This window comes from Lentzea sp., from assembly GCF_036380075.1.
Lineage (GTDB): Bacteria > Actinomycetota > Actinomycetes > Mycobacteriales > Pseudonocardiaceae > Lentzea.
In genome coordinates this window covers 1-14096 of record NZ_DASVFL010000105.1, presented here as the reverse complement: position 1 = coordinate 14096, position 14096 = coordinate 1, and the positions used below count along the sequence as shown (strand labels likewise).

13 protein-coding genes are annotated in these 14096 nt (G+C 69.4%); 9 read left to right on the top strand and 4 right to left on the bottom strand.

Annotated features, from left to right (window positions below; genetic code table 11):
• The first annotated feature begins 374 nt into the window (after nt 1-374).
• Together VF330_RS13205 and VF330_RS13200 are read left to right on the top strand one after the other, a co-directional pair.
• On the top strand, nt 375-2879 hold the full coding sequence (locus VF330_RS13205) for a transglycosylase domain-containing protein (RefSeq protein ID WP_330851853.1): 2505 nt from the start codon (nt 375-377) through the stop codon (nt 2877-2879).
• Between the two features lie 111 nt (nt 2880-2990).
• The gene (locus VF330_RS13200) at nt 2991-4604 is read left to right on the top strand and encodes a glycosyltransferase family 87 protein (protein WP_330851852.1); all 1614 of its coding nucleotides are present in this window, start codon (nt 2991-2993) and stop codon (nt 4602-4604) included.
• On the opposite strand, the gene VF330_RS13195 is transcribed toward VF330_RS13200, so the two are convergent.
• From VF330_RS13195 to VF330_RS13185, 3 genes are read right to left on the bottom strand one after another with little or no spacing between them, the layout of a single operon-like run.
• The gene (locus tag VF330_RS13195; RefSeq protein ID WP_330851851.1) at nt 4516-5523 is read right to left on the bottom strand and encodes a GDSL-type esterase/lipase family protein; all 1008 of its coding nucleotides are present in this window, start codon (nt 5521-5523) and stop codon (nt 4516-4518) included. The genes VF330_RS13200 and VF330_RS13195 overlap by 89 nt on opposite strands.
• Nucleotides 5524-5542: 19 nt before the next feature.
• Nucleotides 5543-6919 (bottom strand): hypothetical protein, encoded by a 1377-nt coding sequence (locus VF330_RS13190; RefSeq protein ID WP_330851850.1) that lies wholly within the window; start codon nt 6917-6919, stop codon nt 5543-5545.
• 23 nt (nt 6920-6942) lie between these two features.
• Nucleotides 6943-7713 (bottom strand): deoxyribonuclease IV, encoded by a 771-nt coding sequence (locus VF330_RS13185; RefSeq protein ID WP_330851849.1) that lies wholly within the window; start codon nt 7711-7713, stop codon nt 6943-6945.
• Nucleotides 7714-7844: 131 nt separating this feature from the next.
• Between VF330_RS13185 and VF330_RS13180 the strand changes: the two genes are divergently transcribed.
• The 6 genes from VF330_RS13180 to dnaB all read left to right on the top strand — a co-directional run bounded on the left by VF330_RS13180 (nt 7845) and on the right by dnaB (nt 13068).
• Entirely contained in the window at nt 7845-8786 is a 942-nt protein-coding gene (locus tag VF330_RS13180) for a hypothetical protein (protein ID WP_330851848.1), read from the top strand.
• A 101-nt stretch (nt 8787-8887) separates the two neighbouring features.
• A complete protein-coding gene (gene rpsF, locus VF330_RS13175) occupies nt 8888-9196 on the top strand; it encodes a 30S ribosomal protein S6 (RefSeq protein WP_086666963.1) in 309 nt (102 codons plus the stop codon).
• Nucleotides 9197-9224: 28 nt separating this feature from the next.
• A complete protein-coding gene (locus VF330_RS13170) occupies nt 9225-9731 on the top strand; it encodes a single-stranded DNA-binding protein (protein WP_330851847.1) in 507 nt (168 codons plus the stop codon).
• Nucleotides 9732-9788: 57 nt separating this feature from the next.
• Nucleotides 9789-10028: a 30S ribosomal protein S18 gene (gene rpsR, locus VF330_RS13165; RefSeq protein ID WP_030480165.1), complete on the top strand. Its 240-nt coding sequence runs from the start codon at nt 9789-9791 to the stop codon at nt 10026-10028.
• A gap of 18 nt (nt 10029-10046) precedes the next feature.
• Nucleotides 10047-10499 carry a 50S ribosomal protein L9 gene (rplI, locus tag VF330_RS13160; RefSeq protein WP_330851846.1) on the top strand — a complete coding sequence of 151 codons (453 nt, stop codon included), beginning with the start codon at nt 10047-10049 and terminating at the stop codon, nt 10497-10499.
• Between the two features lie 541 nt (nt 10500-11040).
• The gene (gene dnaB / locus VF330_RS13155; RefSeq protein ID WP_330851845.1) at nt 11041-13068 is read left to right on the top strand and encodes a replicative DNA helicase; all 2028 of its coding nucleotides are present in this window, start codon (nt 11041-11043) and stop codon (nt 13066-13068) included.
• Here dnaB and VF330_RS13150 read toward each other — a convergent pair.
• Nucleotides 13065-13724 carry a hypothetical protein gene (locus tag VF330_RS13150; RefSeq protein ID WP_330851844.1) on the bottom strand — a complete coding sequence of 220 codons (660 nt, stop codon included), beginning with the start codon at nt 13722-13724 and terminating at the stop codon, nt 13065-13067. The genes dnaB and VF330_RS13150 overlap by 4 nt on opposite strands.
• A 108-nt stretch (nt 13725-13832) precedes the next feature.
• Here VF330_RS13150 and VF330_RS13145 point away from each other — a divergent pair.
• Nucleotides 13833-14096, top strand: a 264-nt coding sequence (locus VF330_RS13145; protein WP_330851843.1) for an FAD-dependent oxidoreductase, incomplete at its 3' end; no start/stop codon positions are given.

The following is a 14096-nucleotide window of genomic DNA, read 5'->3' as shown; positions in this document are numbered from 1 at the left end:
GCGGTGGAATGACCCACGGGTGACACTGCTCCGAACGAAGTACGACCACCGAACCGCGTGCCGGTGCGCGCCGGTCTGGGAGGCCTTTTCACGTGAACGACCAGCATGATGACCGGCAGCGCGGAGGCGAGCCGCAGTGGCCGACCGGGGACGACCCGGACGGCGGCGGTACGAGACGTGATGTCCCGAATCAGCCTCGACCGGGCACTCCGCCCGGCGGTTTCGCACGCCCTCCCCAGGGTGGCACGCCGCCCGGTGGTTTCCCACAGCAGCAGCCCCCACGCCGCCCGAACGGACCAGGCGGACCCCAGGGCGGTGTTCCCGGTGGACCGCAGGGCGCGGCCGGCCGGCCGCCGCAGGGTCCCGGTGGCCCGGTGGGCGGACCGGGTGGTCCCGGCAGCCGTCCCCCGACGCCTCCCGGCGGCATGCCGGTGGCACCGCCGCCCGGCGCACGCCGTCCCGGCGGGCCGAACGGCCCCGGTGGTCCCGCGGGCGGTCCAGGCCGTCCCGGTGTGCCTCCGCGCAAGCCCGCCGACGAGCGGACCACGCAGCTGCCGCCGGTGAGCCGGCCGACGCAGCGCGAGCCCGAGCTCATCACGCACCGCGAACCCGAGGACGAGTACCTGCTCGCCGGTGGGGTCGTCGACGATGACGACTACTACGACGACGACGAGCCGGAGCTCACCGAGGAGGAGGAGCGCCGACTGCGCAAGAAGAAGATCTGGAAGCGCGTCCGGATCGGTGCCTTCGTCGCGATCGGTCTCATGATCCTCGGCCCGGTGATCGCCGTCGCCGTCGCGTACCCGCTGGTCGACTGGCCGAAGCCGGAGGACATCGCGGCGACCCAGAACAAGACGATCACGCTGCAGTACTCCGACGGCAGCGAGATGGCGAAGATCACCTCGCCCGGCGAGAACCGCACGATGCTGACGTACGAGGAGATCCCGGACAACGTCAAGCACGGCGTGCTCGCGGCCGAGGACGCGAACTTCTACGACAACCCCGGCTTCGACGCGAAGGCGATCCTGCGCGCCGTCTGGATCCAGGCGACGGGCGGCAGCTCGGGTGGTTCCGGTCTCACGCAGCAGTACATCAAGAAGGCGACCAACAACGAGGCGCCGACGCTGACCCGCAAGTTCACGGAGGTCGTCAAGGCCTTCAAGATGAGCAACGAGTCGGACCACAACACGATCCTCACGGCATACCTCAACACCGTGTACTTCGGTCGTGGCGCGAACGGCTTCAAGGCCGCGTCGCAGGTGTACTACAAGAAGGAGATGAAGGAGCTCTCGCCGTCGCAGGCGGCGCTGATCGCGGGCATGATCCAGACCCCCTCCTGGTCCGAGGACAAGGAGTACGCGGAGAAGCGCTGGAAGTTCGTGATGGGCCAGATGCTCCAGAAGGGCTGGATCGACCAGGCCTACTACGACGCGGAGAAGTTCCCGACTCCGCTGCCGTTCGCCGAGACCCAGCCGAAGTCGCTGGAGGGCCCGCGCGGCCTGATCGTCGACCAGGTCCAGGAAGCCCTCGAGGGCGAGCAGACCGGCGTCACGTTCGAGCAGGCGCAGAAGACCGGCATCACGATCCAGACGACGATCGACCCGAAGACGCAGACCGCGGCCGAGGAGGCCGTGGACGAGATCATGATCAAGGGCGCGCAGCCCGAGCCGTTGAAGACGTCGCTGACCGCCGTCGACCCGAACTCCGGCGCCGTCCGCGCGTACTGGGGCGGACGGGACGGTCGCGGGTCCTTCGACTACGCGAAGGGCACGTTGCAGGAGCCCGGTTCCTCGTTCAAGGCGTTCGACCTGGTCGCGGCGCTGCAGAACGGCAGGGGCCTCGGCAGCATCTACGACGGCAGCTCCCCGCGCACGTTCCCCGGTGTGGCAACGCCGATCCGCAACTCCGGCAACGACAACTCGTGCGGCAAGGAGTGCCCCGTCCGCACGGCCATGGTCAAGTCGTTGAACACGGTGTTCTACGACATGGTCGTGAACGACATCGGCGTGGCGAAGACCGTGAAGGCGGCCCACCAGGCCGGCATCCCGGACGAGGTCAACATCGGCAACGGCCCGAAGAAGCTGCTGGTCGGCGAGGACGGCGGCAACCCCAACGGCGGTATCGCCCTCGGTGGTGACCAGGCCGTGGTCCGCCCGTTCGACATGGCCTCGGCCTACGCGACGTTCGCGGCCCGCGGCGTCTACCGCCAGCCGTTCTTCATCGTGAAGATCACCGGCCCGGACGGCAACGTGATCTACCAGCACACGGACAAGCCGATCTCGGCGTTCGACCCTGACCAGACGAAGAGCCAGGACATCGCGGACAACGTCACCGACGTCCTGAAGGAGATCCCCACCAGCTCCAAGATCCCGTGTGCCCAGAACCGCGAGTGCGCGGGCAAGACGGGTACGCACGAGCTGTCCGAGAGCGCGGGCCAGGGTGCCGGCCTCAACTCGAAGGCCTGGATGGTGGGCTACACCCCGTCCATCTCGGCCGCCGTGTGGGTCGGCCGCAACGAGGGCAACCTGCCCATCCGCGACAAGTCCGGCGCCAACATCTTCGGCTCCGGCGTGCCCGGCAAGATCTGGCAGGCGTTCATGAACAAGGCGCTGGCCGGCTCGCAGCTGGAGAAGTTCCCGAAGGCCAAGCCGCTCAACCAGTACAACCCGCCGAAGCCTTCGAACGTCCCCTCCAACACCCCGTCGAACACGCCTTCCAACACGCCGTCGAACACGCCGCCCTCCAACACGCAGCCCTCGAACACGCCGCCGACGAAGCCGTCGACCCCGTGCGGCCTGTTCGTCTGCCCGCCCTCCGGTGACCCGGACCCGTCCACCCCCGGCCGGCCGACCCGAGGGGGAACACCAGGAGACGGCTGACCCGCGAAGGGGCCCGGTGCACATCGCACCGGGCCCCTTCGCCGTTCCTGGGCCGCATCGGTCCAGGGATGTTGACCACGGCGAAACGGTCTGGGCCGTAACATCCGCGAGGTGCCCAGCAGCCCTGCCGAGCCCCGCGCCGAGGCCCCCGCACCCGACCTCGCCGAGGACACGAGCTCGCTCACCCGCGAAGAGCGGGTCGCCCCCACCTGGACCGAGTCCCTCGCGCGGTCGCTGAGCAGACCGTTCGGCGGTCCGCTCGGCGAGCACGCGCTCGTCGGCAGGAACTACTTCTGGACAGCCGCGCGCGTGATCCTGCTGCTCGCCGTGCTGACGTTGCTGGCCGGATGGGTGCAGAAGTCGCCGTGCATCCAGCAGTACGTCGACGACAAGGGCCAGGTGCAGCTCGACTGGCGGGGGAGCAGGCAGTTCACCGCCCTCTGCTACTCCGACACCGTGCCGCTCTACACCGCGGAACGGCTCGACCAGCGCGGTTCCTTCCCGTACATCACGTCGTGGAAAGACGACGAGGGCAAGCCGACCGAGCACATCCGGTACATGGAGTACCCGGTCGTCACCGGCGTGTTCATGTGGCTCAACGCGCGGGTGGCGCAGGGGCTCGTGGCGCTCGTCCCCGGGCTGCCGATGACGGTGATCGTGTTCTTCAACGTCACGGCGTTCTGGCTGGCGGTGGCGTGGCTGGTGACCGTGTTCTCGGTCGCGCGAATAGCGCGCCGCAGGACGTGGGACGCGGCGATCGTCGCCGTGTCACCGCTGGTCGTCGTACACGCCTTCACGAACTTCGACACGATCGCCACGGCGTTCGCCACGGCCGGTCTGCTGGCGTGGGCGCGGAAGAAACCCGCGCTCGCCGGTGTGCTGCTCGGGCTGGGTGGTGCGGCGAAGCTCTACCCGTTGTTCCTCCTCGGGCCGTTGCTGTTGTTGTGCTGGCGTTCGGACAGGCTGAAAGCGGGGTTCACCGCCATAGCGGCGGCCATCGGCGCGTGGGCGCTCGTCAACGCGCCGATCGCGTTGAACCCGGCGTCGCAGACGGGCTGGCGGGAGTTCTTCCGCCTCAACACCGAGCGCAACGCGGACCCGGACACGCTCTACAACGTCCTCGTGCAGTGGACGGGGTGGCAGGGCTTCGACCCCGGTCTCACGCAGGGGCAGCCGCCGACGGTGCTCAACACGGTCAGCATGGTGCTGTTCCTCGTCTGCTGCGCCGGCATCGCCTACGTGACCCTGTCGGCGCCGACGCGGCCGCGGCTCGCGCAGCTCGGGTTCCTGGTCGTCGCGGCCTTCCTGCTGACGAACAAGGTGTGGAGCCCGCAGTACTCGCTGTGGCTGGTGCCGCTGGCGGTGCTCGCGCTGCCGCGCTGGAAGCTGCTGCTGGCGTGGATGACGATCGACGCGCTGGTGTGGGTGCCGCGCATGTACTTCTACCTCGGCACGGACAACAAGGGCCTGCCGATCGACTGGTTCCTCGGCGCGGTGCTGCTGCGCGACGCGGCGGTCGTCCTGCTGTGCGTGCTCGTGCTCAAGGAGATCTACCGCCCGGAGCGCGACCTCGTGCGCCAGGCGGGCGACGACCCGCTGGAGGGCGTGCTGGCCGGTGCTCCCGACCGGCAGCTCGTCAGACCCGCACGAGGCGTGCCATCACACCGAATGCGTCCGCGTTCGGGTGCAGGTGATCACCGGCGTCGAACTCCGGACGCAGTCTGAGCTGGTCGGCGGGGTCGCGCAGGGCGGCGTCGAAGTCGATCGCGTCGGGGAAGGTGGCGCGGATCCACGCGTTCACCTCCTGGCGCTGCTCCTCCCTGGCCTCGTTCCAGTTCGGCCAGCCGCCCCACGGCGTGACGGTGCCCACCTGGAACTGCACGCCCTCGTCCCGGCACCGCTGCCAGATCGTGCGGATGCCGGCGATGACGTTCGCCGCGGGCACGTCACGCTGGAGGTCGTTGATGCCGCCGAGCATCACGACCTTGCGCACCTCACGGCTGAAGAGCACGTCTCGCTGCAGACGGGTGACCATGGGCGCGTCACCGTGCACCACGCCGTTGCCGTTGATGCCCGCGTTCAGCACGGCGTAGTCGCTCTTGACCATCGACGGCCAGGTGCCCTCGGCGTACCCCTCGGTGATCGAGTCGCCGAGCATCACCGCGGCGCCCGGTGCGCTGAAGCCCGCGACCTCGACGGCCGAGACGAGGCAGACGTACGCGCGCGCTGAGGTGATGGTGTTCCACGCGCGCGCCTGACACGGCGTGCCGCCGGGGACGTGCGTGCTGATCTCCAGCGTCTTGCCGACCGGCAGCTGCACGGCGTCGCTGTAGACGTCGTCGCGCGCCCTGATCGTGACGGCGCGGGACCTGTTGAACGTCAGCTCGCGCGTCTCGCCGTTCGCCTTGACGGTCACCTGCTCGACGCGCACCGGCTTGGTGCCCATCAGGTTCGACAGCCGCAGCCGGACCGACGTGCCGCCCGCGGAGAGGTCGACCGTCGTGCGCACGACGTGGTCCGGAACGCCGGCGGGAAGGGTCGGCACCGCCTGCCACACGGGCAGCCAGCGGATCACCTCCGACCGCGCGTGCGCACCGGAAGCTCCGCAGACCAGCACCAAGGCCAGAGCGAAGATCACCCTCACGGGTACCAGTCTGGGGTGATCAGCTCTTCGCTGCCACTGCTCCGCGGAGGAACTTCAGGTCCTGGTGGTCGTCCTCGGTGACGTCCTTCGCCTTCAGGAACACCACGAACAGCGCCACGAGCAGCGCCGCACGACCCCACACACCGATCATCACGGCCTGCGCGGAGAAGCTGTCGTAGATGCCGGCCGGCTGCCCGAACTCGATGGCCCAGAACCAGCGGAAGATGCCGATCCCCATCGCCAGGTCCGCGACGAAGTAGGCGAACGCCCACACCAGCCGCACGCGCAGGAGCACGAGGAACGGCACCAGCCACAGCGTGTACTGCGGCGAGTGGACCTTGTGCAGCAGCATGAAGCCGCACAGCATCGCGCCCGACACCGCGATCCACGGGTAGGAGCCCTCGCGGCGGAACCGCAGCCAGCCGTACCCGGCGGCGATCGCGAACGAGATCAGGATCGTGATCGGCGACAGCACGCCGACCAGCGACTGCATCGGGTCGTCGCCCATGAACGGCCGCAGGCCCCAGTACCAGATCGAGTTGGTGGTGATGTCGACCCGGCGCAGCTGCTGGAACTCGAACGACGCGAGCCAGCCGTCGTAGCCCGCGAAGGCGAACGGCAGGTTGACCAGCACGACCGTGACGATCGAGGCGAGGCCGACCTTGACCGCGCCGGCGACGTCGACCTTTTTGCCCTCCGGCAGCTCCTGGCCGCGCCAGCCGCCGGTGGCGACGAACAGCATCAGCGGCAGCACGAAGATCGCCGGGTAGACCTTGAACGCGAACCCGAGGCCGAGCAGGACGGACGCGACCGTCGCCCTCTCCACCAGCGGCCGGTTCCAGCGGTGCACGACGTAGACCGCGGCGGCCGAGCACAGCACGACCGGCAGGTCCCAGTTGTGGAACGCGTACAGCACGAGCGGTGGCCCGATCGCCCACAGCAGCGCGCGCCAGCGGGCGAGCTTGCCCAGCAACCAGCCCGTGAGCAGGCCGAACGGCGCCATCAGCAGCGCCGAGTAGAGCAGGTACTCCGCGTCGTTGTGCGCGAAGATCGCGCCGGCCCAGATGATCAGGCCGGAGAGCACCGGGTACTCGACCGAACCGCCGACCAGGACGCCCTTGTCGTTGATGCCGCCGTCGACGTACGGGAAGACGTGCCGGTCGATGTCGCGCCCGATCCAGAGGTGCTGGATGTCGGAGTAGCAGACGTCCTGCTTGTTGCGCTCGTCGTAGTCGGGCTGCGTGCGGCCCCACTGGTCGAACGAGGGACCGGTGCAGCGGTCCTTGTTGATGAAGCCCAGCAGCAGCGTGAGCCCGCACAGCAGCACGAGCACGGCGAGGGCGGCGCTGCCGAAGCGGTTCGCGGAACGCCCGGTGTCGCCTCGCTCGGGCGTCACGCTCACCACCTCGTGCACGGTGTTCACCGCCCGGCGCGGTCGCGCAGGAAGGCGATGTCGTCGGCTTGGCCCTCGTCCGGTGTCTCCACGACCACGGGACATCCGGCGGTGGCGGCCACCGCCACCAGCTGGTCGGCGTCGATGGTGCCAGTCCCGATGTTGTCGTGCCGGTCGCGCGAGGAGCCGAACTCGTCGCGCGAGCTGTTGAGGTGCACGAGGTCGATCCGGCCGGTGATCGCTTTCACCCGGTCGACGATGCCGACCAGGTCCTCACCGGCGGCGAACGCGTGGCAGGTGTCGAGGCAGAAGCCCGCGCCGAACTCGCCGACCGCGTCCCAGAGGAGCTTCAGCGAGTCGAACGAGCGGGCCATGGCGCCGTCGCCGCCCGCGGTGTTCTCGATCAGGACCGGGACCGCGAAGCCGCCCTCGGCGACCTGCCGTTCGAAGAACTTGCGCCAGTTCGCGAAGCCGTCCGCCGGGTCCTCGCCCTTGGTGACGTGCCCACCGTGCACGATCAGGCCCTTCGCGCCCACGGTCGCGGCGGCCTCCGCGTGCTGGACCACGTTCTTCCTGGACGGGATCCGGATCTTGTTGTTCAGCGACGCGATGTTGATCAGGTACGGGGCGTGGACGAACACCTCGAGGTCGGAGGCGAGCAGCGCTTCCGCGTGCGGATGAGGTTTGGGCTTCTTCCACCCCTGGGGATCCGACAGGAAGAACTGGACGACCTCGGCCCCGCGTTCGGCCGCGGCGCCGACCGGGTCGTCGTCGCGTACATGGGCCCCGATGCGCATGAACTGGAGGGTAGTCGGCGTCCATAACGCCATCGCACGCGCCGCCGATAGGAGTAATCGGGAAAACTGGGGATGGCCTGCGTCACCACCAGGACCTACGGTCGTTACTTGAGAGTAGGAAAGGGGTTGGCATGCGACTGCCGAGCATCACCGCCGTGACGCTTCTGGCGCTGGCCTCCGCCGGCGTGGGAGCGGGTACGGCCACGGCCGCGGAGCCCATCGTCATCGGCAGCTGCGCGACGTCGGTGCAGGGCGCGCCCGGTACCCCCGTCTCGCTCAGCCCCGCCGCCGTGACGCAGCCGATCACGGACCTGGTGCGTGCCGTGCCCCTGCTCGGGCCGCCGCTCGCCGAACCGTTCCGGCAGGCGTTCTCGCAGGCCAAGCCCATCCCGATCGGCGCGGTCCAGGTCGGCACGACGACCATCAGCGGCGGCACGATCGCGAACGCGGTGATGGTCGAGGTCGCGAAGATCCCGCTGCTCGGGCCGATCCTCGGCACGCTCGACGGAACCGTGCGCGCCACGCTGACCAGCGGCTGCAAGGTGACCGTGACCGGCGTGAACCAGGTCGTGGCGCCGGTGCAGGACGGCAGCAAGGCCGTCGCCGACGCCTCGCAGCAGGCCGTCGGCGCGATCCCCGGCGCCCCGAAGCCGCCGGCCCAGCAGCCCCAGCCCGGCACCCCGCCCGCGCAGCAGCAGCCCGGTGCGAACAACCCCGGCACCATCCCCGGCGTCGGCGCGGGCGCCCCGAGCAACCGCGACTTCTCGCTGTACCCGGTCGGGGCGAACTTCGGCCGCGTGCCGCTGTTCAGCTACGGCTCGCTGCCGTTCGCGATGCCTGGCCTGTACTCGCCGTCGCCGGGGGTGCGCTACGGCTCGCAGGTCCCGCGCGCGTCCAACGGCACCACCGGCATCGAGGGCGACTCGGTGCAGGCGGCCGGCCGCGCGACGGCGTTGCCGCGGCTCGGCGGTCCCGGCGGCGTCGGCGCTCCGGTGCTGGTCGCGGTGCTGATGCTGGCCCTGGTGACGGGCGCGCTGGTGCGGACCTGGGTGCTCCGCCGCACCCCCGCGTAGTCGTTGGACGCGCCCTGTTAACCTTTGTCAGTTGCTGACGCGACGACCCTCCTGCCACGGAAAGCCCGTGGCCGCGAGTCCACAGGAGGTGAGTGGTCCTCATGCGTCATTACGAAGTGATGGTCATCCTCGACCCCAGCCTTGACGAGCGCACGATCGCGCCGTCCCTCGACACGTTCCTCAACGTCATCAAGACGTCGGGCGGCAACGTCGAGAAGGTCGAAGTGTGGGGCAAGCGCCGTCTGAGCTTCGAGATCAACAAGAACACCGAAGGCATTTACGCGGTGCTCGACCTGACCTCGACCCCGGACGCGGTGAAGGAACTGGACCGCCAGCTCGGTCTGCAGGAGACGGTGCTCCGGACGAAGGTCCTGCGCCGTGAGCCCGCCAAGTCGGCCGCCAAGGCCTGACGAACCTCGAAGCAGGGGAGCTCAAGACATGGCTGGCGAGACGACGATCACGGTGGTCGGGAACCTGACCGCCGACCCTGAACTCCGCTTCACCCAGAGCGGTGCCGCGGTGGCGTCCTTCACGGTCGCCTCCACGCCCCGCACCTTCGACCGCCAGTCCGGCGAGTGGAAGGACGGCGAAGCGCTGTTCCTGCGGTGCAACGTGTGGCGCCAGGTCGCGGAGAACGTGGCCGAGTCGCTCACGCGCGGTTCGCGAGTAGTTGTCACCGGACGGCTGCGCCAGCGTTCCTTCGAGACGAAGGAAGGCGAGAAGCGCACTGTCGTGGAGCTTGAGGTCGACGAGATCGGCCCCTCGCTGCGCTACGCGACCGCGAAGGTCAACAAGGTCAGCCGTGGAGACGGCGGCGGTGGCGGCGGCTTCGGCGGCGGCGGCGGTCAGCAGTCTCGTGGCGGCGGTGGCGCGCCCGCAGACGACCCGTGGGGTTCCGCCCCGCCGGCCGGCTCCGGTGGCTTCGCCGACGAGCCCCCCTTCTAGACCGCTGCACCGGTCATCCAGAACCTGATCACTGCGTATTCCAGGAGTTAGAGACACATGGCCAAGCCGCCTGTGCGCAAGCCCAAGAAGAAGGTCTGCGCCTTCTGCAAGGACAAGAGCGCGAGCCTGATCGACTACAAGGACACGACGCTCCTCCGCAAGTTCATCTCGGACCGCGGCAAGATCCGCGCCCGCCGCGTCACCGGCAACTGCTCGCAGCACCAGCGCGACGTCGCCGTTGCCGTGAAGAACGCCCGTGAGATGGCACTGCTGCCCTACACCTCGACCGCCCGCTAAGAGAAGGGAACTCCTGCGATGAAGCTCATCCTCACCGCTGACGTTTCCGGCCTTGGCGCGCCCGGCGACATCGTCGAGGTCAAGGACGGCTACGGCCGCAACTACCTGCTCCCGCGCGGTCTCGCGATCGTCGCGACCCGCGGTGCGCAGAAGCAGATCCAGGTCATCACCCGCGCGCAGGACACCCGCCGCGTGCGCGACCTGGACCACGCCAAGGAGATCAAGACCGCGCTCGAGGGTCTCTCCGTGGAGCTCAAGGCCAAGGCCGCCGCCGGCAGCAGCAAGCTGTTCGGCTCGGTCACCGCGTCGGACGTGGCGGCTGCCGTCAAGTCCGCCGGTGGTCCGGCCCTGGACAAGCGCGCCATCGAGCTGCCGGGTCACATCAAGACCACCGGCAAGCACTCGGTCACGGTTCGCCTCCACCCCGAGGTCACCGTGGCGCTCCCGCTGGTCGTCACGGCCGGCGAGTAGTTCGACCCCGTCGGGTGAGCCGCCGGCGCTTCGCCGGTGGAGCTCACCCGCGGTTCGGTTCTGCCGAGGCGCTGCCTGCCCGGAATGCTCCGGGCGGGTGGCGCCTTCGCTCGTTCAGAGCAGTGCACACCTGTCCACGTCCTGTGGATAAACACACCGCTTAGCCCCATCGCGACACGCCGAAGAAGGTGTTTTTCGCGACACGCCGACGGCGTGGCCCACAACTTTTTCCACAACTTGTACACAGCCTCTGAGCTGGCGTTACTTCTGTCACTCCACCGGTTGTCAACAGGTTGTCCCCAGCGCCTCCGTCCCTGTGGGCAACCATCCACAGGTTGTCCCCCAGTTGTCCACAGGACGATCCACACGCTGGTTTGCTTGCTCCGGACGGGTCCCTCTAGCGTCGCGGCACGGGCGTTGTCATCGCGCAGCGTGGCCGCCCGGAATTGTCGGTGCCTCGCGGTACAACTAGGGGACAACGCACCGGCTCTCGACTCTTCGCAGGGGTGATTTGGCAGTGGCGCTGGTGGACGACCGGGGTATGGCGGAGCCCGCATTCGAGCGTCAGCCGCCCCAGGACCTCGCTGCCGAGCAGTCCGTTCTCGGCGGCATGCTGCTGTCCAAGGACGCCATCGCGGACGTCATCGAGGCGCTCGCGCCCAACGACTTCTACCGCCCGGCGCACCAGGCGATCTACGACTGCATCCTCGACCTCTACGGCCGCGGTGAGCCCGCCGACCCGATCACCATCTCCGCCGAGCTCGAACGGCGCGGCGAGCTGCTGCGCGTCGGTGGCGCGCCGTACCTGCACACGTTGATCGCGACGGTGCCGACGGCCGCGAACGCCGGGTACTACGCGGAGATCGTGGCCGAGAAGGCCGTGCTGCGCCGCCTGGTCGAGGCGGGCACGCGCATCGTGCAGCTCGGGTACAACGGCGCGGAGGGTGCGGACGTCGACGAGGTGGTCGACCGCGCGCAGGCCGCCATCTACGAGGTCACCGACCGCCGCACGACCGAGGACTACGTGGCGCTGGAGGACCTGCTCCAGCCGACGATGGACGAGATCGACGCCATCGCGTCGCGCGGTGGCATCTCGCAGGGCATCCCGACCGGCTTCGCCGACCTCGACGCGCTGACCAACGGCCTGCACGGCGGCCAGATGATCATCGTCGCCGCCCGTCCCGGTGTCGGCAAGGCGCTCGCGCTCGACACCCCGCTGCCCACGCCGTCCGGCTGGACCACGATGGGCGAGGTCGAGGTCGGCCAGTTCCTGATGGGCGCCGACGGCCGTCCGACCAGGGTGGTCGCCGCGACCGAGGTCATGACGGGCCGCCCGTGCTTCGAGGTGGAGTTCTCCGACGGCACGGTGGTCGTGGCCGACGCCGAGCACCAGTGGCTCACCGAGTCGTGCAGCGAGACCGGCGGTTTCTGGGCGATCCGCACCACGGCCCAGCTGTTCGAGCGCGTCGGCCTGTGCCGGATGTTCGTGCGCATGTCCGCCGCGTGGGAGCTGCCCGCCGCGGCGCTGCCCCTGCCGCCCCGCGCGCTCGGCCTGTTCCTGTCGGGCCTGGGCGACCTGGAGCTGACGGACGACGAGCTGCGCGTGGCCAAGGAGCTCGACCTGGCCGACGACCCGCACATCCCCGCCGCCTACCTGCGTTCGTCCCGCGCGCAGCGCGAGGAGCTGCTGGCCGCGCTGCGGATCGACGGCCGCTTCGCCCGCCTGCGCCGCGACGTCGACGAGCTGGTCGCGGGCCTCGGCCGCCACGACCAGGTGGAGGTCGTGGCGGTGCGCCCGGTCGCGTCGGTGCCGGTGCGGTGCGTGGAGGTCGACAACCACGACCACCTGTACCTCGCGGGCGAGACGATGATCCCGACCCACAACTCGACGCTGGGCCTCGACTTCGCCCGCTCGTGCTCGGTGAAGCACGGCCTGACCAGCGCCATCTTCAGCCTGGAGATGAGCCGCACCGAGATCGTGATGCGCATGCTCTCCGCAGAGGCGCGCATCCGCCTCAGCGACATGCGCGGCGGCACGATGAGCGACGACGACTGGACGCGCCTGGCCCGCCGGATGAGCGAGATCAGCGAGGCGCCGCTGTTCGTCGACGACAGCCCCAACCTCACGATGATGGAGATCAGGGCCAAGGCCCGTCGCCTCAAGCAGCGCCACGACCTCAAGCTCGTGGTCGTCGACTACCTCCAGCTGATGAGCTCCGGCAAGAAGACCGAGTCGCGCCAGCAGGAGGTCTCGGAGTTCTCCCGAAACCTCAAGCTGATCGCCAAGGAGCTCCACGTCCCGGTCATCGCGATCTCCCAGCTGAACCGCGGTCCGGAACAGCGCACCGACAAGCGCCCGATGCTCTCCGATCTCCGCGAGTCGGGCTCGCTGGAGCAGGACGCCGACATGGTCATCCTGGTCAACCGCCCGGACGCCTGGGAACGCGACGACCCGCGCGCCGGCGAGGCCGACCTGATCATCGCCAAGCACCGCGCCGGCCCGACCGCCACCATCACCGTGGCACACCAGCTGCACTACTCGCGCTTCACCGACCTGGCCCAGACCTAGTAGCCGATCGCGCTCAGGTCGTCGGCGACGGCGGCCAGGCTCGTCGCGGGGTTGAGCGCTTTCACGACCTCGGCGGTCAACGGCTGGCCGCGGTAGACGTGCCGCACGGCGTCGAGGTCGACCGGCTGTTCGTAGTAGCCCTGCGCCCACTCGCGGAACGCCTCGGGCGTGCCATCGGTGAGCAGGCCGAACATCCAGTCGGCGCCGTCCGGGTCGTGGTGTCCGGCAGGGAGCTCGATGTCGCCGTGCCGCCAGGCGGAGTCGTCGTGCTCGCGCCACAGGCACACCGTGACGGACGGCGTGCCGAAGTCGTCGCAGAACGCCGGTTCCTCCACGCACTTGCGGAACACGTCGGGCACCGAGTCGAGAACGCCTGGCCACGGTTCTTCATCGTCGGTGGCGTACGGGCTCATCGGCGACTCGTGGTCGAAGCCGCGCATGTAGGCGCCCGTGGCCGTGAACACGACGGAGTACTCGTTGCCCGCGCCGTCCCGCATGGACGCCATCTCCTCGCCAGGTCCCCACTCGGGGTCGTAGAGGTGGTAGCGGTCCGCACTGCCGGGATCGAGCACAACGTCCAGCACGGCCAGCGCACGACACAGTGCGCGCAGCTCGGGGAGGGCGGGCAGGCGAGGGGCGACGTCGTAGACGGACACCTCGACATCCAAGCAAGGCGTTGACCGCCACGACGTCGACGGCCTACCTTGCAACTAGTTACATGCAACTAGTTACGCCAAGGAGTTCGCAGGTCAACGGAGGTCGAGATGCGGGTCGTCGTGATAGGTGCCGGTGTCTATGGAGCTGCTGTCGCGGCAGCGCTGGCTCGGGACGGAGCGGCGGTGACGGTGGTCGACGGCGGCGCGCCGGGATCGGGAACGTCCGGCGCATCGTTCTCGTGGGTCAACTCGCGGAACAAGCAGCCGCTGGTCTACCACGAGCTCAACGTCGCGGGGATGGCCGCGCACCGGCGGCTGGCGGCGGAGGTTCCGCTCGGCGACTGGTACCACGGTGGCGGCGGCATCGAGTGG